The 21,552-nt window shown below is 61.5% G+C and carries 19 protein-coding genes; 15 read left to right on the forward strand and 4 right to left on the reverse strand.

What is annotated here, in order from left to right:
- Positions 1-3: 3 nt before the first annotated feature.
- From ydcS to L6D63_RS23465, 3 genes are all read right to left on the reverse strand, one after another.
- A complete protein-coding gene (ydcS, locus tag L6D63_RS23455) occupies positions 4-1,155 on the reverse strand; it encodes a putative ABC transporter substrate-binding protein YdcS (RefSeq protein WP_095667415.1) in 1,152 nt (383 codons plus the stop codon).
- Positions 1,156-1,238: 83 nt separating this feature from the next.
- On the reverse strand, positions 1,239-2,696 hold the full coding sequence (locus L6D63_RS23460; RefSeq protein WP_121183869.1) for a gamma-aminobutyraldehyde dehydrogenase: 1,458 nt from the start codon (positions 2,694-2,696) through the stop codon (positions 1,239-1,241).
- Positions 2,697-2,826: 130 nt separating this feature from the next.
- Entirely contained in the window at positions 2,827-3,741 is a 915-nt protein-coding gene (locus L6D63_RS23465; RefSeq protein ID WP_007954670.1) for a LysR family transcriptional regulator, read from the reverse strand.
- 176 nt (positions 3,742-3,917) lie between these two features.
- On the opposite strand from L6D63_RS23465, the gene L6D63_RS23470 reads away from it, so the two are divergent.
- The 15 genes from L6D63_RS23470 (at position 3,918) to L6D63_RS23540 (ending at position 20,581) form a co-directional block, all read left to right on the forward strand.
- A complete protein-coding gene (locus L6D63_RS23470; protein ID WP_131671894.1) occupies positions 3,918-4,640 on the forward strand; it encodes a tellurite resistance TerB family protein in 723 nt (240 codons plus the stop codon).
- A 352-nt stretch (positions 4,641-4,992) separates the two neighbouring features.
- Positions 4,993-6,615: a methyl-accepting chemotaxis protein gene (locus L6D63_RS23475; protein WP_041063242.1), complete on the forward strand. Its 1,623-nt coding sequence runs from the start codon at positions 4,993-4,995 to the stop codon at positions 6,613-6,615.
- Positions 6,615-7,133: a chemotaxis protein CheW gene (locus L6D63_RS23480; protein ID WP_121183871.1), complete on the forward strand. Its 519-nt coding sequence runs from the start codon at positions 6,615-6,617 to the stop codon at positions 7,131-7,133. Before L6D63_RS23475 ends, L6D63_RS23480 begins: the two co-directional genes overlap by 1 nt.
- Positions 7,130-8,407 carry a CheR family methyltransferase gene (locus tag L6D63_RS23485; protein WP_131671895.1) on the forward strand — a complete coding sequence of 426 codons (1,278 nt, stop codon included), beginning with the start codon at positions 7,130-7,132 and terminating at the stop codon, positions 8,405-8,407. Before L6D63_RS23480 ends, L6D63_RS23485 begins: the two co-directional genes overlap by 4 nt.
- A complete protein-coding gene (locus tag L6D63_RS23490) occupies positions 8,404-9,099 on the forward strand; it encodes a chemotaxis protein CheW (protein ID WP_131671896.1) in 696 nt (231 codons plus the stop codon). The genes L6D63_RS23485 and L6D63_RS23490 overlap by 4 nt, the downstream gene beginning before the upstream one ends.
- Positions 9,096-11,393, forward strand: coding sequence for a hybrid sensor histidine kinase/response regulator (locus tag L6D63_RS23495; RefSeq protein WP_095667409.1), 2,298 nt, complete (start codon positions 9,096-9,098; stop codon positions 11,391-11,393). Before L6D63_RS23490 ends, L6D63_RS23495 begins: the two co-directional genes overlap by 4 nt.
- Positions 11,390-12,400: a chemotaxis response regulator protein-glutamate methylesterase gene (gene cheB, locus L6D63_RS23500; protein ID WP_131671897.1), complete on the forward strand. Its 1,011-nt coding sequence runs from the start codon at positions 11,390-11,392 to the stop codon at positions 12,398-12,400. Before L6D63_RS23495 ends, cheB begins: the two co-directional genes overlap by 4 nt.
- 48 nt (positions 12,401-12,448) lie before the next feature.
- Positions 12,449-13,450, forward strand: coding sequence for a response regulator (locus L6D63_RS23505; RefSeq protein WP_047292797.1), 1,002 nt, complete (start codon positions 12,449-12,451; stop codon positions 13,448-13,450).
- Between the two features lie 202 nt (positions 13,451-13,652).
- Positions 13,653-14,748, forward strand: a protein-coding gene (gene prfB / locus L6D63_RS23510) for a peptide chain release factor 2 (protein WP_131671898.1) whose coding sequence is annotated in 2 segments (ribosomal slippage) — positions 13,653-13,724 and positions 13,726-14,748 — 1,095 coding nt in all. Because the reading frame shifts where the segments join, the coding sequence is not laid out codon by codon here.
- Positions 14,749-14,860: 112 nt separating this feature from the next.
- Positions 14,861-16,363: a lysine--tRNA ligase gene (gene lysS, locus L6D63_RS23515; RefSeq protein WP_041063265.1), complete on the forward strand. Its 1,503-nt coding sequence runs from the start codon at positions 14,861-14,863 to the stop codon at positions 16,361-16,363.
- A 105-nt stretch (positions 16,364-16,468) separates the two neighbouring features.
- Positions 16,469-17,182 carry a TetR/AcrR family transcriptional regulator gene (locus tag L6D63_RS23520; RefSeq protein ID WP_007964212.1) on the forward strand — a complete coding sequence of 238 codons (714 nt, stop codon included), beginning with the start codon at positions 16,469-16,471 and terminating at the stop codon, positions 17,180-17,182.
- A 146-nt stretch (positions 17,183-17,328) separates the two neighbouring features.
- Complete coding sequence (locus L6D63_RS23525; protein ID WP_047292800.1) at positions 17,329-17,886, forward strand: hypothetical protein; 558 nt, start codon at positions 17,329-17,331, stop codon at positions 17,884-17,886.
- Between the two features lie 24 nt (positions 17,887-17,910).
- Positions 17,911-19,188: a flavohemoglobin expression-modulating QEGLA motif protein gene (locus L6D63_RS23530; protein ID WP_095667407.1), complete on the forward strand. Its 1,278-nt coding sequence runs from the start codon at positions 17,911-17,913 to the stop codon at positions 19,186-19,188.
- A gap of 161 nt (positions 19,189-19,349) precedes the next feature.
- Positions 19,350-20,255 (forward strand): alpha/beta hydrolase, encoded by a 906-nt coding sequence (locus tag L6D63_RS23535; protein ID WP_131671899.1) that lies wholly within the window; start codon positions 19,350-19,352, stop codon positions 20,253-20,255.
- Positions 20,252-20,581, forward strand: coding sequence for a PA3694 family proteiin (locus L6D63_RS23540; RefSeq protein WP_007964217.1), 330 nt, complete (start codon positions 20,252-20,254; stop codon positions 20,579-20,581). The genes L6D63_RS23535 and L6D63_RS23540 overlap by 4 nt, the downstream gene beginning before the upstream one ends.
- 138 nt (positions 20,582-20,719) lie before the next feature.
- Here the strand turns inward: L6D63_RS23540 and lptF are convergent, their stop codons facing one another.
- On the reverse strand, positions 20,720-21,508 hold the full coding sequence (gene lptF / locus L6D63_RS23545) for a lipotoxin F family OmpA-related lipoprotein LptF (protein ID WP_047292806.1): 789 nt from the start codon (positions 21,506-21,508) through the stop codon (positions 20,720-20,722).
- Positions 21,509-21,552 lie beyond the last annotated feature (44 nt).

A 21,552-nucleotide genomic window follows, 5' to 3' on the forward strand; every position in this document is an offset into this window, starting at 1 on the left:
GGCTTACCTGCCGCCCATGATCGCGATGTAGTCCTGGGTCCAGCGGCTGTACGGCACGAATTTGCCGCCTTCAGCCTGCGGGGTTTTCCAGAAGGCGATCTTGTCGAACTGGTCGAAGCCATTGGTCTTGCAACCCTCGGCGCCGAGCAGTTCGCTTTCCTTGCACGCTGCCGGCACGGCTGGCAGCGAACCAAACCACGCCGCCACGTCACCCTGGACTTTCGGCTGCAGTGACCAGTCCATCCACTTGTACGCGCAGTTCGGGTGCTTGGCCTCGGCGTGCAGCATGGTGGTGTCGGCCCAACCGGTGGCGCCTTCTTTCGGAATGGTCGAGGCAATCGGCTGTTTCTCATTGATCAGGCCGTTGACCTGATACGGCCAGGCACTCGACGCCACCACACCTTCGTTCTTGAAGTCGCTCATCTGCACCGTGGTGTCATGCCAGTAGCGGTGGATCAATGGCTGCTGCGCACGCAACAGATCGAGCACCGCTTTGTACTGTGCTTCGGTCAATTGATACGGATCCTTGATCCCCAGCTCAGGCTTGGCGGTTTTCAGGTACAGCGCCGCATCAGCGATGTAGATCGGCCCGTCATAGGCCTGCACGCGGCCCTTGTTCGGCTTGCCGTCGGGGAAGTTCTGCGCGTCGAACAGCACATTCCAGCTGGTCGGCGGCGTCTTGAACACGTTGGTGTTGTACATCAGCACGTTCGGGCCCCACTGATACGGGGTGCCGTAGGTCTGCTTGTTGACCACGTACCAAGGCGCATCTTTCAGGCGTGGATCGAGGGTGTTCCAGTTCGGGATCAACGCGGTGTTGATCGGTTGCACGCGTTTGCCGACGATCAAGCGCAACGACGCATCACCGGACGCGGTGACTAGGTCGTAACCGCCCTTGGCCATCAGGCTGACCATTTCGTCGGAGGTGGCGGCAGTCTTCACATTGACCTTGCAGCCGGTTTCTTTTTCGAAACCGGTGACCCAGTCGTAAGCCTTGTCGCTCTCGCCACGTTCGATGTAGCCGGGCCAGGCCACGATATCCAGCTGACCTTCGCCGGCGCCGACGGCCTTCAGCGGCTCGGCGGCTTGCAGGCTGGCGCTGGCCAACAGGGCCGTGGTGATTGCACTGAGCAGTGCGGTCTTGTGCACGAACATGGTTGAACCCTCTTCTTTAAATTATGGTCGGGGCAGTTGTGAACGCGGTGCAGCATGCCGTTGGCGGCTTGTTATTAGCGTAGTCAGAGATGCTGGCCGTGGCGGGCCATGATGTGCCGCACCACGCTGTAGTCCTGCAGCGAATCACTGGACAAGTCTTTGCCGTATCCGGAACGTTTCAGTCCGCCGTGGGGCATTTCGCTGACCAGCATGAAATGGCTGTTGATCCAGGTGCAGCCGTACTGCAAGCGGGCGGCGACCTGCATTGCCTTGTCCAGATTCTGTGTCCACACCGACGAGGCGAGGCCGTATTCGGAGTCGTTGGCCCACTCCACCGCTTGTGCGAGTTCGTCGAAACGGGTCACGGTCACCACCGGGCCGAACACTTCGCGCTGGACGATTTCATCCGTTTGCTTGCAACCGGCCAGCAGCGTCGGCTGGTAAAAGAACCCGGCGCCGGAATGCACCGCCGCGCCGGTCACCCGCTCGATGTGCGGCTGGCCGAGGGCGCGTTCGACGAAACTGGCGACGCGGTCGCGCTGGCGGGTACTGATCAGCGGGCCGATCTCGTTGTCGGCATCGCGCTTGCCGGCGAAGCGCAGGCTGCTGACTGCCGCACCCAGTTCGGCAACCAGTTTGTCGTGAATCCCGGCTTGCGCGTAGATGCGGCACGCGGCGGTGCAGTCCTGACCGGCGTTGTAGTAACCGTAGGTGCGCACGCCGTCGACCACCGCTTGCAGGTCGGCGTCGTTGCAGACGATCACCGGGGCTTTGCCGCCGAGTTCCAGATGCGTGCGCTTGAGGGTTTTTGCAGCGGCTTGCAGGATTTTCTGCCCGGTGACGATATCGCCGGTCAGCGAGACCATGCGCACCTTGGCATGTCCGACCAGATGGCTGCCGACGCCTTCACCACCACCGCAGAGGATGTTGATCACCCCGCGCGGCAGGATCTCGGCCAGCGCTGGCGCCAGCGCGAGGATCGACAACGGTGTGTGTTCCGAGGGTTTGAACACCAGCGTATTGCCAGCGGCGAGGGCCGGAGCGATTTTCCACGCGGCCATCATGATCGGGTAGTTCCACGGCGCAATCGAGGCGACGACCCCAATCGGATCGCGGCGCACCATGCTGGTGTAGCCCGGCAGGTATTCGCCGCTGAGCTGACCGGTCTGGCAGCGTACGGCACCGGCAAAGAAGCGGAACACATCGACAGTCGCAGTCAGGTCGTCCTGCCGCGCCAGGTGCAGCGGCTTGCCGCAATTCAGCGCTTCGAGGCGGGCGAGGTGATCGGCGTGTTTTTCCACCGCGTTGGCGATGTCCAGCAACAGATTCGAGCGTTGTTGCGGTGTGGTGCGCGACCATTCGGCAAACGCGCGGTGGGCGGCGAGAATCGCGGTTTCGACCTGCTCGGTGCTGGCCTCGGCGATGTGGGTGAGGATTTCACCGGTGGCCGGGTTAAGGATCGGTTCGACAAAACCCTGCCCGGCGACCAGTTCGCCGTCGATCAGCAACGCGGTACACATCGGGGTCTGCACGCCAGCCATTTTCCGCGATCTCTTTTCTTGTGTGGTCATTGTGGCTCCCATGCCCGGGAGCCGACCGTCTTATAGATGCAGCAAGACTAGTGCGCGGCTCCGAGGTCGACAAATTCTAAATACTGAAGGTGGCATTCGATTAAATAGATGGCTTGCGTCCGCCGTGCGGTTGCTCGCGGGCCACGGTCAGGAATGGATCGACCAGAGCGGGGCGCGCTGTCCCACGGCGCCAGGCCAGACCGACGTCGAGGGTCTGGTTGAGGTCGGCAATCGGCCGTGCTTCGATGATGTCGCCCTCCAGTGACCATGGGCGGTACGTCATGTCCGGCTGGATCGACACGCCCAGGCCGGCTGCGACGAGACTTCGTACCGCCTCTGTGGAGGCGGTTCTGAGGGTAATTTTCGGTTGCAGCCCGGCACCGCGCCACAGGCGTTGGGCATTGCGATCCATCTCGTCGACGTTCAGTTGAATCAGCGGTTCGCGGGCAACATCGGCGAGATTGATGCTGTCGTGCTCCAGCAGCGGATGCTGGGCCGGCAGCCACAGACGGTGCGGCGAGTGAGTCAGCACTTCGGTTTGCAAGGCGTGGCGGTCTTCGAGGTTGGACAGGATCAGCACGCCGACATCGATCTCGCCGCTGACCAGCAAGTGTTCGATGTACGGCCGCTCGTCCTCCATCACCCGGATCTCGACATTGGGATAGGCGCGCTGAAAACGGGTGAGCAAATCGGCGAGGTAATAACCGGCCACCAGACTGGTCACGCCGACAATCAACTGCCCGGCCACTTGGTCGGTGCTTTGTTGCAGGCTGCGCTTGGCGTTATCCACCGTTGCCAGAATCAGATGCGCCTGGCGCAGGAATTGATGACCCTGATGAGTCAAGGTCATGCCCTTGGCGTGACGGTTGAACAGGCTGACGCCGATTTCCTCTTCCAGTTGCTGAATGGCGAGGGTCAGGGTCGATTGGGAAATAAACGCGGTTTGCGCGGCGGCGGAAATCGAGCCGGTCTCGGCCACCGCGATGAAGTGACGGATCTGACGCAGGGTCATCATGGAAAGGTACCCGGTGGGCGGTTTTTATCGATTGGCCTGAGTGTATATCGATTTTCACGAAGGGCCTGCGCTTGCTGAGCAACATCTGGAAGCACACTTGCGGGCAGGGCCAGGGCACTTTCGAACTAGGCTGAGGGCCTGATAGATCCGGATAACCCCTGTTTTGGAGGCGGAACATGAACACCCGTGGATTGCTCGACCAACTACTCAAATCCGGCCAGGATCTGTTGCAGAACAAGGCCGGCGGCGCGCAGAACAAACCGGCGGCTGGCGGCCTGGGCGGTTTGCTTGGTGGGTCTTCAGGCTCAGGGGCGCTGGGAGGTCTGCTGTCGGGAGCCGGCGGTGGTGCGCTGGCGGCCGGAGCGATGGGGCTGCTTCTCGGCAACAAGAAAGTACGCAAGGTCGGCGGCAAAGTCGCGATCTACGGCGGCCTCGCAGCACTGGGTGTGCTGGCCTACAAGGCCTACGGCAACTGGAACGCGCAAAAAGGCACCGCCCCACAAACCGAACCGCAAACCCTCGATCGCTTGCCACCGGCGCAAGCCGAGCAACACAGCCAGGCCATTCTCAAAGCACTGGTCGCCGCTGCAAAGGCTGATGGCCATATCGATGATCGCGAGCGCCAATTGATCGAAGGCGAATTCATCAAACTCGACAACGATCAGGAACTGCAACACTGGCTGCACGCCGAACTCAACAAACCCCTCGACCCAAGCGACGTCGCCCGCGCCGCGAGTACGCCGGAGATGGCGGCGGAAATGTACATCGCCAGCGTGATGCTGGTGGATGAGGAGAGCTTTATGGAAAAGGCGTATCTGGAGGAACTGGCCAAGCAACTGAAGCTGGAGCCGGGGTTGAAGGTAGAACTGGAGAATCAGGTGCGCCAGGTATCGCTGTAGAACTGCCTGAACACGGTATTCATGTAGGAGCTGCGGTACGCTGCGATCTTTTGATTTTTTAAGCCAACAGCAAAAGATCGCAGCGTGCCGCAGCTCCTACAAGGTTTTGGGCCAGACGCCGAAGCCTGCTCACGATTGCGTTTTCAGCCGCGCATCCACAGCAATGGCCGATCCAGCGCCCCTTTTTGCCGTTCCATCACTGGCACGCCAGCCCCGGATTGTCGGACAGTCCCACCCCAGAGCCTCCCGGCCATCCATGCCTGGCAGGCCCGAGGGTTAAAAAGCGTCTTATAAATGAAACACCGCCCTCGGCTATACTCCCCGCATTTCGACTTAGGCACGAGGAATCACTGTGAAGAACTGGACGTTGCGCCAACGCATTTTGGCGAGCTTTGCGGTGATTATCGCCATCATGTTGCTGATGGTCGTTGTTTCGTATTCCCGCCTGCTGAAAATCGAAGCCAGTGAAAGCAGCGTGCGTGATGACGCCGTTCCCGGCGTCTATTACAGCTCGATGATTCGCGGTGCGTGGGTCGACAGTTACCTGCAGACCCAGGAGTTGCTGGGGCTCAAGGAGGGGCAGGGCATCAGCAGTGAAGATGCGGCGGACTACAAGGCGTTCGAGACGCGCCTGCAAGAGCAGATGGCCAACTATCGCAGCACCGTCACCACCGACGAAGACCGGGTCGAGTTCGCTGCGTTCGAGAAGGATCACGACACCTACATGCAGATTCAGGATCAGGTACTCGATCTGCACAAGCGCAATCTCGAAGCCGAGGCGGTCAAGCTGTTTACCGAGAAGCTGACCCCGGCCTGGTACACCGGCCGCATGAAACTCAACGACATCATCGGTGAGAACAAGCGGGTCGCCGATCAGGCCATGGCCAATATCGACGAGGCGGTAGCGGCGGCCAAGGTCAGCATGTTTGTCTCGCTGCTGGTGGCCGTGCTGGCGGCAGGTGCCTGTGGCCTGCTGCTGATGCGTGCAATCATGGCGCCGATGAACCGCATCGTGAAGATCCTCGAAATCATGCGCACCGGTGACTTGAGCAGCCGTCTGAATCTGGATCGCAAGGACGAGTTCGGCGCGGTGGAAACCGGCTTCAACGACATGATGACCGAGCTGACCTCGCTGGTGTCTCAGGCCCAGCGTTCGTCGGTGCAGGTGACCACCTCGGTGACCGAGATCGCCGCCACATCGAAGCAGCAACAGGCCACCGCCACCGAAACCGCCGCCACCACCACCGAAATCGGCGCGACCTCGCGGGAAATCGCCGCCACCTCGCGGGATCTGGTGCGCACCATGACCGAAGTGTCCACCGCCGCCGATCAGGCCTCGGTGCTCGCCGGGTCCGGCCAGCAAGGCCTGGCGCGCATGGAAGACACCATGCACTCGGTGATGGGCGCGGCTGACCTGGTCAACGCCAAACTGGCGATCCTCAACGAGAAGGCCGGCAACATCAATCAGGTGGTGGTGACCATCGTCAAGGTTGCCGACCAGACCAACCTGCTGTCGCTCAACGCCGCCATCGAGGCCGAGAAGGCCGGTGAGTACGGCCGTGGTTTTGCCGTGGTCGCCACCGAAGTGCGGCGTCTGGCGGATCAGACCGCCGTCGCCACGTATGACATTGAACAGATGGTCCGCGAGATCCAGTCGGCGGTGTCTGCCGGTGTGATGGGCATGGACAAGTTCTCCGAAGAAGTGCGCCGGGGCATGGCCGAAGTGCAGCAGGTCGGCGAGCAACTGTCGCAGATCATCCATCAGGTGCAGGCGCTGGCGCCGCGGGTGTTGATGGTCAACGAAGGCATGCAGGCCCAGGCCACCGGTGCCGAACAGATCAACCATGCGCTGGTGCAGTTGGGCGACGCCAGCAGCCAGACCGTCGAGTCGTTGCGTCAGGCCAGTTTCGCCATCGACGAACTGAGCCAGGTGGCCGTCGGGCTGCGCAGTGGCGTTTCGCGATTCAAAGTCTGATGAGCGAAATCACTGCCAAACGCAGCGCTGCGCCAGTGGCCAGACAGGCGCTGTTTCTGCTGTTTCGCATCGGCAACGAACGCTATGCATTGCGCGCCACTGAAGTGGCGGAGGTTCTGCCGCGCGTACCGTTGAAGCCAATTGCCCAGGCGCCGAAGTGGGTGGCCGGGGTGTTCGCCTATCGCGGTGCGGTGGTGCCGGCTATCGACCTCAGTGCGCTGACCTTCGGTCAACCGGCCGAGGCGCGCACCAGCACCCGGTTGGTGCTGGTGCATTACCGCCCGGATCAACGGCAGCCGCCACGCTGGCTCGGACTGATACTCGAACAGGCGACCGACACCCTGCGCTGCAATCCCGAGGATTTTCAGCCGTATGGTCTGGACAATCGTCAGGCGCCGTACCTCGGCCCGGTGCGCGAAGATGCCCAGGGGCTGGTGCAGTGGGTGCGGGTCAACGATTTGCTGGATGACGCCGTGCGCAGCCTGCTCTTTCCCGCGCCGCATGAGACGCCGTCATGAGCAGCGATCAGCGTTTTTTCGATTTCCTCAAGGAACGCATCGGTCTGGATGTCACGTCGGTGGGACCTGCGATCATCGAGCGCGCGGTGCGCCAACGCACCACGCTCTCGCAGGCGGCGCACAGCGATGAATACTGGCAACTGCTGCAAGGTTCGCGGGATGAACAGCAGGCATTGATCGAAGCGGTGATCGTCCCCGAAACCTGGTTTTTCCGTTATCCAGAATCCTTCGCCACGCTCGGCAAGCTGGCGCGCAAGCGTCTGGACCAATTGAACAACATGCGCGCGCTGCGCATCCTCAGCCTGCCGTGTTCGACCGGTGAAGAACCCTACTCGATTGCCATGGCCTTGCTCGATGCCGGGCTCAAGCCCCATCAGTTCAAGGTCGATGGCATGGATGTCAGCCCGCTGTCGGTGGACAAGGCGCGGCGCGGGCTGTACGGCAAGAACTCGTTTCGGGGTCAGGATCTGGGCTTTCGCGAGCGTCATTTCACCGCCGAGCAGGACGGCCATCGAGTCAGCGAAGCGGTGCGTGAGCAGGTGCGCCTGCAGGCCGGCAATGTGCTGGATCCGACGCTGCTGGCGGGTGAGCCGCCGTTCGATTTCGTGTTCTGCCGCAACCTGTTGATCTATTTCGACCAGCCGACCCAGAAGCAGGTGTTCGAAGTGCTCAAGCGTCTGACTCACGTGGATGGCGTGCTGTTCATCGGCCCGGCCGAGGGCAGTCTGCTCGGGCGTCTGGGCATGCGCTCGATTGGCATCCCGCAGTCGTTTGCCTTCAGTCGACACGCTGAACCCATGCCCGAACCTGTGGCATTGCCGACCCCGACCCCTTTGCCGGTGCGCCAACCACTGCGCAGTCCGCCGCCAGTATCGCCGCCGGTGCGTCCGCGGCCGTTTGCCAGCGTTGCATCGTTGCCCGTCAACAGCAAAAGCGCCAACCCGGACGCGGCGACCTTGCTCGCCAACATCACCGCGCTGGCCAACGAAGGCAAAAGCGCCGAGGCCCGCGCGGCATGCGAGCAGTATCTGCGCAGTCACGAACCGGTGGCGCAGGTGTTTTACTGGCTCGGTCTGCTCAGCGATGTTGCCGGTGCCGCGCTCGAAGCCCAGAGTCATTACCGCAAGGCCTTGTACCTTGAACCGCAACACCCCGAAGCGTTGATGCACCTGGCCGCCTTGCTGCAGGCCCAGGGCGACAGCGCCGGTGCCAGACGATTGCAGGAACGTGCCGCGCGCAGCGGCCGCACCGCCGACAGTGAGCGTAAACGATGATCCCGTCCGACACCTTGAACGTCACCCACGAAGACGCCCGGGCCATCGATGATTGCTGGAACCGCATCGGCATTCATGGCGACAAGTCCTGCCCGTTGCTGGCCGAGCACATTCACTGCCGAAACTGCGCGGTGTATTCCGCTGCCGCCACGCGCCTGCTCGACCGCTATGCGTTGCAGCAGGATGAGCGCGACCCGGTCGCCGTGGCGGTCGAAAGCGATGTGAAAACCCGTTCGCTGCTGATGTTCCGCCTTGGCGAAGAGTGGCTGGGGCTGGCCACTCGCAGTCTGGTGGAAGTCGCTCCGCTGCAGGCGATCCACTCGTTGCCACACCAACGCTCGCGGGCATTGCTCGGTGTGGCGAACGTGCGCGGGGCGCTGGTGGCGTGCCTGTCGCTGGTCGAGTTGCTCGATCTGGATGGCAACGCCGTACCGGCCACGGGCGCACGGATCATGCCGCGCATGTTGATCATCGCCGCCCACGGCGGGCCGGTGGTGGTGCCAGTGGATGAGGTCGACGGCATCCACGCCATCGACGAACGCATTCTCGACGCTGCGTCGCGTGCCGGTGCTGAACACAACAGCACGGTCAGCGCCAAATACACTCGGGGCGTCCTGCAATTCCGCGGGCGCAGTTTGCGTTGGCTGGATGAAGAACAGTTGCTGTCCGCCGTGACCCGGAGCCTCACATGACCCCCGAGCAAATGCGCGACGCCTCGCTGCTGGAACTGTTCAGCCTCGAAGCCGAGGCCCAGACCCAGGTGCTGAGCAGCGGGCTGCTGGCGCTGGAGCGTAATCCGACCCAGGCTGACTATCTGGAATCGTGCATGCGTGCGGCGCACTCGCTCAAGGGCGCGGCGCGGATCGTCGGCATCGACAACGGCGTCAGCGTCGCCCACGTGATGGAAGATTGTCTGGTCAGCGCTCAGGAAAAGCGGCTGTTGCTGCGCCCCGAACATATCGATGCGTTGTTGCAGGGCACCGATCTATTGATGCGCATCGCTACGCCGGCGAATGCCCCGCAAGCGCCGGACATTGAGGCGTATGTGGCGTTGATGGGGCGCCTGCTCGACCCTTCGACACCGCCCGCCGTGGCGTCGCCGCCCATGGCCGAATTGCAGATGCAGGCACCGTCTGCGCCGATTGAAACGCCACCGCCAGCGCCCACGCCGGCGGTTGATGCACCGCTGGAAACCTCCGACCCGGCACCGCGCAAGAACAAGCGCACCACCGAGGGCGGCGAGCGCGTGCTGCGGGTCACTGCCGAACGTCTGAACAGCCTGCTCGACCTGTCGAGTAAATCACTGGTCGAAACCCAGCGCCTCAAGCCGCATCTGGCGACCATGCAGCGCCTCAGGCGCATGCAGAACAATGGTCTGCGGGCGCTGGAAAGCCTCAACGTACACCTCAAGGAACACGCGCTGAGCCTCGAAGCCCAGGAAGCCCTTGAAGAGGCGCGGCGCCTGTTGGCCGAGTCCCAGCAATTGCTCGCGGAAAAGAACGCCGAGCTCGACGAATTTGCCTGGCAGGCCAGCCAGCGTGCACAAGTGCTCTACGACACCGCGCTGGCCTGCCGCATGCGTCCGTTCGCCGATGTGCTCACCGGGCAAGTGCGCATGGTGCGGGATCTGGGGCGCAGCCTTGGCAAACAGGTGCGGCTGGAAATCGAAGGCGAGAAGACGCAGGTCGACCGCGATGTACTGGAAAAACTCGAAGCGCCGCTGACCCATCTGCTGCGCAACGCGGTCGACCACGGCATCGAAACCCCGGAACAACGCCTGCTCAAGGGCAAGTCCGAAGAGGGCCTGATCCGCCTGCGTGCTTCGCATCAGGCCGGTTTGCTGGTGCTCGAACTGAGTGACGACGGCAATGGCGTCGACCTGGAAAAGGTCCGCCGCAGCATCGTCGAACGCCAATTGTCACCGGCCGAAACCGCCGCACAATTGAGCGAGGAAGAGTTGCTGACGTTCCTGTTTCTGCCGGGCTTCAGCCTGCGCGACACGGTCACCGAAGTGTCGGGGCGTGGCGTCGGCCTCGACGCGGTGCAGCACATGGTCCGGCAGCTGCGCGGCGCAGTGGTGCTGGAGCAGACGGCGGGCGAGGGCAGCCGCTTTCATCTGGAAGTGCCGCTGACCCTGTCCGTGGTGCGCAGTCTGGTGGTGGAGGTCGGCGAGGAAGCCTATGCCTTTCCGCTGGCGCACATCGAGCGCATGTGCGATCTGGAGCCACAGGACATCGTGCAGATCGAAGGTCGCCAGCATTTCTGGCACGAAGGCCGACATGTCGGGTTGGTCGCCGCCAGCCAGTTGCTGAATCGTCCGGCCAGTCAGAGCAGCGGCGAAACCCTCAAGGTCGTGGTGATCCGCGAGCGCGATGCGGTCTATGGCGTGGCGGTCGAACGTTTTGTCGGCGAGCGCACTCTGGTGGTGCTGCCGCTGGATGAACGTCTGGGCAAAGTGCAGGACATCTCCGCCGGGGCGCTGCTTGACGATGGCTCGGTGGTGCTGATCGTCGATGTCGAGGACATGCTGCGCTCGGTGGACAAACTGCTCAATACCGGGCGCCTGGAGCGTATTGCGCGGCATGGCAACCAGGCCGCCGAGGTGGCGCGCAAACGGATTCTAGTGGTCGACGATTCGCTCACGGTGCGCGAGTTGCAGCGCAAGCTGCTACTCAATCGCGGCTACGACGTGGCGGTCGCGGTGGATGGCATGGACGGCTGGAACGCGCTGCGTTCGGAGGACTTCGATTTGCTGATCACCGACATCGACATGCCGCGCATGGACGGCATCGAGCTGGTTACGTTGCTGCGCCGCGATACCCGTCTGCAATCGCTACCAGTGATGGTGGTCTCGTACAAGGACCGTGAAGAGGACCGCCGTCGTGGACTGGATGCGGGCGCCGACTATTATTTAGCCAAGGCCAGTTTTCATGACGACGCCCTGCTCGATGCAGTGGTTGAGCTCATTGGAGGAGCGCGGGCATGAAAATCGCAATCGTCAACGACATGCCACTGGCGGTGGAGGCTTTGCGCCGTGCGCTGGCCTTCGAACCGGCGCATCAAGTGGTCTGGGTGGCCGGCAACGGCGCCGAGGCCGTGCGTCTGTGCGCCGAAAACACCCCGGATCTGATCCTGATGGATCTGATCATGCCAGTCATGGACGGCGTCGAGGCCACGCGACGGATCATGGCTGAAACCCCGTGCGCGATCGTCATCGTTACGGTTGACCGCCAACAGAACGTGCACCGGGTCTTCGAAGCCATGGGCCACGGTGCGCTGGATGTGGTCGATACCCCGGCCCTGGGGGCCGGTAACGCGCAGGAAGCGGCGGCGCCGTTGCTGCGCAAGATCCTCAATATCGGCTGGCTGATCGGCGAGAAAACCCCGCGCTCGCGTCCGGTGGCGACACCGCACCGCAGTTCGGCGTCGTGCAAGCGGCTGGTGGCGATCGGCTCGTCTGCCGGCGGGCCGGCAGCGCTGGAAGTATTGCTCAAGGGCCTGCCACGCAATTTTTCGGCGGCCATTGTGCTGGTGCAGCACGTCGATCAGGTGTTTGCCGCGGGCATGGCCGAATGGCTGGCCAGCGCCAGTGGCCTGGACGTGCGCCTGGCCCGCGAAGGCGAGCCACCACAGGCCGGCGCGGTGCTGCTGGCTGGCACCAATCACCATATTCGCTTATTGAAAAACGGCACGCTGGCCTACACCGCCGAGCCGGTCAACGAGATCTACCGACCCTCGATCGACGTCTTCTTCGAAAGTGTCGCCAACTATTGGAACGGTGATGCCATCGGGGTTTTATTGACCGGAATGGGACGCGACGGGGCGCAAGGGCTTAAGCTCATGCGCCAGCAGGGATACCTGACCATCGCGCAGGATCAGCAAAGCAGTGCGGTGTACGGCATGCCCAAGGCCGCAGCGGCCATCGATGCAGCCGTCGAAATCCGTCCACTGGAAAAGATAGCGCCACGATTGCTGGAGGTTTTCCCCAAATGAACAGCGTTTTCCGCAATCCTGGCCCCCGCAGTACTCAGGTGACCGCCCATGAATGATTTACAGATCGACGACATTAAAACCGACGAAAACGCCGCCATGGTGTTGTTGGTGGACGATCAGGCGATGATCGGCGAAGCCGTGCGCCGTGGGCTGTCGAACGAAGAGAACATCGACTTCCACTTCTGTTCCGATCCGCACCAGGCCATCGCCCAGGCGGTCCGGATCAAGCCGACGGTGATTTTGCAGGACCTGGTGATGCCCGGCCTCGACGGCCTGAGCCTGGTGCGCGAATACCGCAATCACCCGGCGACCAAGGACATCCCGATCATTGTGCTGTCGACCAAGGAAGATCCGCTGATCAAGAGCGCGGCGTTCTCCGCCGGGGCCAACGATTATCTGGTGAAGCTGCCGGACACCATCGAGCTGGTGGCGCGCATTCGCTATCACTCGCGCTCCTACATGACCCTGCTGCAGCGGGATGCGGCGTACCGTGCGTTGCGCGTCAGCCAGCAGCAGTTGCTCGACACCAACCTGGTGCTGCAACGGCTGATGAACTCCGACGGCCTGACCGGGCTGTCCAACCGCCGGCACTTCGACGAGTACCTGGAGCTGGAGTGGCGCCGCTCGTTGCGCGATCAGAGCCAGTTGTCGTTGCTGATGATCGACGTCGACTACTTCAAGTCCTACAACGACAGCTTTGGTCACGTAGAAGGCGACGAGGCGCTGCGCAAGGTCGCCACGGCGATCCGCGACGCCAGCGCGCGACCGTCGGATCTGCCGGCACGCTACGGCGGTGAAGAGTTTGCGCTGGTACTGCCGAATACCTCGCCGGGCGGTGCCCGGCTGGTGGCAGAGAAGCTGCGCCAGACCGTGGCGGCGCTGAAGATTCCGCACAATACCCCGAGCGAAGGGGCGAGCCTGACCATCAGTATCGGCCTGGCGACCATGGTGCCGCAGGCGGGCAGCGACTGCCGATTGCTGATCTCGGCGGCGGATCGCGGGTTGTATCAGGCGAAAAACAATGGCCGTAACCAGGTGGGTATCGAGTAACCCATCAATTGCTGTAGGAGCTGCCGCAGGCTGCGATCTTTTGATCTTAAAATGCAAAATCAAAAGATCGCAGCCTGCGGCAGCTCCTACAGGGCAATGTGTCAAGTGATTCACCCCGACAGCCGCCAGACGGGCTGCCGTGACCGCGTGATTACGTTATACTCGCCGGCTTTCAAAAGTTCGCCAACGAGTGCTGCCCGTCATGGAAATCAACCCGATCCTGAACACCATCAAGGACCTGTCCGAGCGCTCCGAAACTATTCGGGGGTATCTTTGACTACGATCAAAAGTATGAGCGTCTGATCGAAGTCAATCGCGAGCTTGAAGATCCTGCAGTCTGGAACAAACCTGAATACGCCCAGGAACTGGGCCGCGAGCGAGCATCGCTGGCGCAGATCGTCGACACTTTGGATGAGCTGTCCAGCGGTCTGGCCGATTCCCGCGAGCTGCTCGACATGGCCGTTGAAGAAAACGACGAAGGCGCGGTAAACGACGTCGTTGAACTGCTTCAAGGGCTTGAAGAGTCACTGGCCAAGCTTGAATTCCGCCGCATGTTCAGCCACGAGATGGACCCGAACAACGCCTACCTGGACATCCAGGCCGGTTCCGGCGGCACCGAGGCCCAGGACTGGGCCAACATCCTCCTGCGCATGTACCTGCGCTGGGCGGACAAACGCGGTTTCGACGCGACCATCATGGAGCTGTCGGCCGGTGAAGTCGCCGGTATCAAAGGTGCGACCGTGCACATCAAGGGCGAATACGCCTTTGGCTGGCTGCGCACCGAGATCGGCGTGCACCGTCTGGTGCGCAAGAGCCCGTTCGACTCCGGCAACCGTCGCCACACTTCGTTTTCTGCCGTTTTCGTCTCGCCAGAGATCGACGACAAGGTCGAAATCGAAATCAACCCGGCAGACCTGCGGATTGACACCTATCGTTCATCCGGTGCCGGTGGTCAGCACGTAAACACCACCGACTCGGCCGTACGTATCACCCACGTACCGACCAACACCGTGGTCAGCTGCCAGAACGAACGTTCCCAGCACGCCAACAAGGACACCGCGATGAAAATGCTGCGGGCCAAGTTGTACGAGCAGGAAATGCAGAAGCGCAACGCCGCTTCCCAGGCGCTGGAAGACACCAAGTCGGACATCGGCTGGGGTCACCAGATCCGTTCGTACGTGCTCGACGCGTCGCGGATCAAGGACTTGCGCACCAACATCGAACGCAGCGACTGCGACAAGGTACTCGACGGCGATATCGACGAATACCTGGAAGCCAGCCTGAAATCGGGGCTGTAACAGACGCACACAGGATCGCTGATGCAACGCGATCCCTGTAGGAGCCAGCCCTGCTGGCGATTCCCGGGCCGCCAGGCCCGGGGGCAACGAACCTGATGGAATATCTGAAGACATGAGCGACCAACAACTCGACCCGCAAGCCCTGCAACAGGAAGAAAACTCCCTGATCGCCCTGCGCAAGGAAAAGCTGGCTGCCGAGCGCGCCAAGGGCAACGCCTTCCCGAACGACTTCCGCCGCGAAAACTACTGCGAAGATCTGCAGAAGAAATACGCGGACAAGACCAAGGAAGAGCTGGCCGAGGCTGCAATTCCGGTCAAGGTTGCCGGTCGCATCATGCTTAACCGTGGCTCGTTCATGGTGATCCAGGACATGACCGGGCGCATCCAGGTCTACGTCAACCGCAAGACCCTGTCCGAAGACACCCTGGCCGCCGTCAAGACCTGGGACATGGGCGACATCATTGCCGCCGAAGGCACCCTGGCGCGTTCCGGCAAGGGCGACCTGTACGTCGAAATGACCAACGTGCGCCTGCTGACCAAGTCGCTGCGCCCGCTGCCGGACAAGCACCACGGCCTGACCGACACCGAGCAGCGCTACCGTCAGCGTTACGTTGACCTGATCGTCAACGAAGAAGTACGCCAGACCTTCCGCGTGCGTTCGCAAGTGATCGCGCACATCCGCAGCTTCCTGATGAAGCGCGACTTCCTCGAAGTCGAAACGCCGATGCTGCAGACCATTCCTGGCGGCGCAGCGGCCAAGCCGTTCGAAACCCACCACAACGCGCTGGACATGGAAATGTTCCTGCGTATCGCGCCTGAGCTGTACCTCAAGCGTCTGGTGGTTGGCGGTTTCGAGAAGGTGTTCGAGATCAACCGCAACTTCCGTAACGAAGGCGTTTCGACCCGTCACAACCCTGAATTCACCATGTTGGAGTTCTACCAGGCTTACGCCGACTACGAAGACAACATGGACCTGACCGAAGAGCTGTTCCGTGAACTGGCGCAACTGGTGCTGGGCAGCACCGACGTGCCGTACGGCGACAAGGTGTTCCACTTCGGTGAGCCGTTTGCCCGTCTGTCGGTGTTCGACTCGATCCTCAAGTACAACCCTGAGCTGACTGCCGATGACCTGAACGACATCGACAAGGCGCGCGCCATCGCCAAGAAGGCCGGCGCCAAGGTGCTGGGCTTCGAAGGTCTGGGCAAATTGCAGGTGATGATTTTCGAAGAACTGGTCGAGCACAAGCTGGAGCAGCCGCACTTCATCACTCAGTACCCGTTCGAAGTGTCGCCGCTGGCTCGTCGTAACGACGAGAACCCGAACGTTACCGACCGTTTCGAGCTGTTCATCGGCGGCCGTGAAATCGCCAACGCCTACTCCGAGTTGAACGACGCGGAAGACCAGGCCGAGCGCTTCATGGCGCAGGTGGCCGACAAGGACGCCGGCGACGACGAAGCCATGCATTACGACGCCGACTTCGTGCGCGCGCTGGAGTACGGCATGCCGCCAACGGCCGGTGAAGGCATCGGCATCGACCGTCTGGTGATGTTGCTGACCAACTCGCCATCGATCCGCGATGTGATCCTGTTCCCGCACATGCGACCGCAAGCGTAAACGTTTCAGTTAAAAAGCCGCCTAAAACAGGCGGCTTTTTATTGCCTGTCTGGTACAAATGTATCAATTGGTTAATTTTGCAATAGCAGAGGAAGTCCAGTCGTGATGGTTGCAATCGCTCAAGAAGGTGCAGCGGGTATCGCCACTGCGGTCGCTGAAAGTGTTCAGTACCAGGGCCGCAAGGCCAGCCGACAGGGCAGTGAGCAGCGTCGACAGGACATTCTCGACGCGGCGATGCGCATTGTCGTGCGCGACGGCGTGCGCGCCGTGCGCCACCGGGCCGTGGCGGCCGAGGCCGGCGTGCCACTGTCGGCCACCACCTATTACTTCAAGGACATCGATGACCTGCTCACCGATACCTTCGCCCAATACGTCGAACGCAGCGCGGCCTACATGGCCAAGCTGTGGATCAACAACGAAGGCCTGCTGCGCGAGATGGTCGTCAGTGGCGACGGCAGCCCCGAGTCGCGCTCGCAACTGGCCGACGACATCGCGCGGCTGATGGCCGACTATGTGCACCGGCAACTGGTCAACCGTCGCGAGCACCTGATGGCCGAGCAGGCGTTCCGCCAGGAAGCACTGCTCAACCCGCGCCTGGCGGATCTGGTGCGCTCGCATCAGCAGATCCTGCTGCAGGGCACCTGCCAGTTGTTCCAGGTCCTGGGCTCGCGTGAACCGCAACAGGATGCCAAAGTGTTGACGGCGATTATCGGACGGATGGAATATCAGGGCCTGCTCAACGACGCCGAGCCTTTGGCCGAACAGGACATGCTCGGGATTCTGACGCGGTACATGCATCTGGTCCTGGCCTCGGTGTAAGCCCTGTTGTCCGTCTGACACCGATCCCAATGTAGGAGCTGCCGCAGGCTGCGATCTTTTGATCTTGCTTTAAGAGATCAGGATCAAAAGATCGCAGCCTGCGGCAGCTCCTACAGGGAGGTATTGCGAGTTCATGGGAGTATTGAATGAAAGCCTGGCGTGGCGTGCTGATCGCCTTGTCGTTCCTGCTGCTCAGCGGTTGTCTGGTGACTTTCAAGGATCCGCTGCCCGCCAGTGAGTCGGCGCCCAAGGGCCTGCTGGGCACGTGGTCGAGCACCAATGCCTGGGGCGAGCCGATGAACCTTGAGCTGACCCGCGTCGGCCATGATCGCTATCAGGCGATCACCTGGTTCAAGGCCCGGCCTCACGAGCGTGAGGCGTACCCGTTCACGGTGTCGCGCCACGGCAGCCGCTGGTACCTGTCGGCGAAAGTGCCGGCGCGTTACGGTGGCCAATACGCCATCGCCGGTTTCGAACTCACCGACAAACACGAGCTGGTGGTGTACAACCTCGACCTCGAACAGATCAATCAGGCGATCAAGCAGCAAGTCTTCGACGGCAAGGCTTTCCAGACCGAGGACGACGGCGACGGCGTGCAGGTCGACAGTAGCCTCGACAAGGTCTTTGCTTACCTCGACGATCCGGCCAATTCCGATGTCTTCGTCGAGGCCGCACGCTATCAGCGCCAGGCCCGCGCCAAATAATTCAGTTTTCTACAGGAGTTTCGGGTGGACGATTACCAGCAGACGATACGCACGTTGTCCGATCGCATTGTGCTGGCGCAGACGCCGATCCGCGTGCTCGATGCGGTGAAGTGGGACGAGAACATCCGCAAGGGCTTTCTCAAGGCCAAGGGCAAGGAAATGCCGGCGGTGGATCGCGACTACTACCTCAATCGGCCGCTGAGTTTCGATTCGAGCAAGGTCAAACTCGAGTTCCAGAACATCGAACGCGACATCACCCGCCAGCTTGGCCAGTTCAACCCGGTCGGGCAGATCATGCGGCGCATGTGCAAGGAATACCGGATGGTGGTGCGCATGCTCGAAGCGCGCGGCACCGAAGATTTCGGCCTGATCTCGCAAGAGCTGTACGGCGCCGCGTCCGATGCGTTCCACGCCGGCGACCCGACCCTGGCCGACCTTGGCTTGATGATGTCTGACTACCTGAACAACATCGACGGCCGCGGCGACCTGAAAGACGAACCGAAGGTCCTCACCGCCAAGGATGCCGTACACCTGTTGCAAACCCGGTTGAACAAGGTGTTCGGCGAGGCCGAAGAAACCATTCGTGTGTTCGAGTCCGACGGCATCGTCGCCGACGCGGCAGCAGGCGCCGACTACATCAAGATCCGCACCGACGCGCTGTTCAACGACCGCGACGTGCGTGCACTGGAAGTCCACGAAGGCCTGGTGCATGTCGGCACCACGCTTAACGGCCTGAACCAGCCGATCTGCACCTTCCTGTCCAAGGGCCCACCGTCGTCGACAGTGACCCAGGAAGGCCTGGCGATCCTGATGGAAATCATCACCTTCGCCTCCTACCCGAGTCGTCTGCGCAAACTGACCAACCGCACCCGCGCCATTCACATGGTCGAGGAGGGCGCGGACTTTTTGCAGGTGTTCGAGTTCTTCCGCGAACAGGGTTTCGAAATGGCCGAAAGCTACGGCAACGCCAGCCGCGTGTTCCGAGGCTCGACGCCAACCGGTCTGCCATTCACCAAAGACTTGTCCTACCTCAAGGGCTTTATCATGGTTTACAACTACATTCAGTTGGCCGTGCGTAAGGGCAAGCTTGAACAGGTACCGCTGCTGTTCTGCGGCAAGACCACCCTGGAGGACATGCGTACCCTGCGTCAACTGGTCGATGAAGGTCTGGTGGTGCCGCCGAAATACCTGCCGGAACAGTTCCGCGACATGAACGCGCTGTCGGCGTGGATGTGCTTCTCCAACTTCCTCAATCACTTGAGCCTGGACCGGATCGAGGCGGATTACTCCAATATCCTCTGACCACATACGAACCCTGTGGGAGCTGGCTTGCCAGCGATTGCAGTCTGACAGTCAATATTGATGTTGGCTGACCCACCGCTATCGCTGGCAAGCCAGCTCCCACAGGGTTATTTGTTGACACAAGTATTGTTTTCAACCCGAATTCTGCGAGGTTTCACCGGATGAGAATCCTCGGCATCCTTTGCCTGCTCCTGACCCTCGGCGGTTGCAGTTCGCTGTTGTTTTACCCCGAACCGGGCCAGATCTTCACCCCGGAAAAAGCCAGGCTCGAATACCGCACCGTCACCCTGACCACGGCCGACGGCCTCAAGCTCAACGCCTGGTGGCTGCCGGCCAAGCCTGGTGTCGAGGTCAAAGGCACAGTCCTGCACCTGCACGGCAACGGCGGCAATCTGCCGATGCACTTGGGTGGCAGTTGGTGGTTGCCGAAAAACGGCTATCAGGTGCTGCTGGTGGACTATCGCGGGTATGGCTTGTCCGAGGGCGAGCCGAGTCTGCCGGCGATCTATCAGGACATCGACGCCGCGTTTGCCTGGCTGGATCAGGCGCCAGAGGTCAAAGGCAAGCCGCTGATCCTCCTCGGCCAGAGCCTCGGCGGCTCAATGGCCGTGCATTGGCTGGTGCAGCACCCTGAGCGGCAGAAACAGCTAAAAGCATTCGTGCTCGACGGTGTGCCCGCCAGTTACCGCAGCGTCGGTCAGTACGCCCTCAGCACGTCGTGGCTGACCTGGCCGTTTCAAGTGCCGTTGTCGTGGCTGGTGCCGGACGGCGACAGTGCGATCAACTCGATGCCGCAGCTTAACGGCGTGCCGAAACTGATCTTTCACAGCATCGACGACCCACTGGTGCCAATGTCCAACGCCATCCGCCTGTATCAGGCAGCGCCGCCACCACGGGTGTTGCAGTTGACCCGCGGCGGCCACGTACAGACCTTCGGCGACCCGGTCTGGCGCCAAGTGATGCTGCGTTATCTGGAAGATCCCGAGCACTTCAACGGCCTGCGGCGCCTCGGCGAGATCCCCAATTATCCGCAACCCCCGAATTCTGAAGATGAGAGTCCGCAATGACTGAAGAACGTAACGCCATCCCGCTGATCATCACCGGTATCTGCAGCATCCTCGGCACCGTTGGTGCCCTGTGGTATTACGGCTACCTGCACTTCGCCAAACCCGAGGATGCGCTGCTGCTCAACGAATTCACCATGCTCAAGACCGTGCCGGGCGAAGACTACAAAGTCTCGCTGGACCCGGCGCCGCAGGTGGCGCAGTGCATCGACGGCGTGCTGGTGCTGTTCGACACCGAGCAGAAAGGCCTGACCGGGGTGCTGATCAATGCGCAGAAAAAAGCCGTGCGCTGCATGGGCCAGGAAACCCCGCAGAAACTCGAGCCATAAAAGCCAAAGATCGCAGCCTTCGGCAGCTCCTGCATTGGAACACGATCCCTGTAGGAGCTGCCGAAGGCTGCGATCTTTTGATCTTGAAAAAGCCCCGCCTGATCACTCAGGCGGGGCTTTTGCGTTAGCGCGTGTTGCTTAGTTCGAGCTGACCGCCGAACGTGGCATCACTGGCTGGTTGTCGTTGGAAATGGTCACTTCCACACGACGGTTCATCGCACGACCGGAAACGCTGCCGTTGTCGGCAACCGGGTATTCCTTGCCGTAACCCTGAACCACGATGCGCGAAGGATCTACGCCCATCTTGATCAGCGCGACTTGAACCGAAGTCGCGCGACGCTCGGACAGCGACTGGTTGTACGAAGCCGAGCCGGTGCTGTCGGTATAACCCTCGACGATCACTTTGCGATCCGGATTTTCCTGGAGGAACTGCGCCAGTTTGTTGATGTTCACCAGACCGCTGGACTTCAGATCAGCCTTGTTGGTGGCGAACAGCACGTCACCGAAAGTCACCAGGGTACCGCGATCGGTCTGCTTGGCGTTCAGGCTCTGCTGCAGTTGTTTGATCTGCTGATCGCGAGCGTCCAGCCGGGCCTGGGCACGTTGCGCGGCAGCGTTCTTCAGGTTGTTTTCAGCGGTGCGCAGGGCAATGGTCTGCTTGGCCACTTCCACGCGCTGGTTGGTCAGGTAGGCCAGTTGGTCAACCTTGGCCGCGTCTTCCTTGTCCAGGTAAGCCTTGTCGGCCTTGTCCAGGTAATCGCTGGCGTCTTTGGTTTCCAGGGCCGCGACTTTGCTTGCCTGTGGGTTGGCCTGCAGGCCGGCGTAGTTGGTACGCGCCTGTTCCAGGTTCGGGTTAGGCGGGGTGGAGCAGGCAGCCAGGGCAACGCTTGCGGCCAGAAGAGCGGGGATCATCAGTTGCTTACGCATAATTTGTCGTCCTTTCTATCGATAAAAGTTTCAGCTTTGCGATT

This window comes from Pseudomonas parakoreensis (assembly GCF_021602155.1).
Classification (GTDB): domain Bacteria; phylum Pseudomonadota; class Gammaproteobacteria; order Pseudomonadales; family Pseudomonadaceae; genus Aquipseudomonas; species Aquipseudomonas parakoreensis.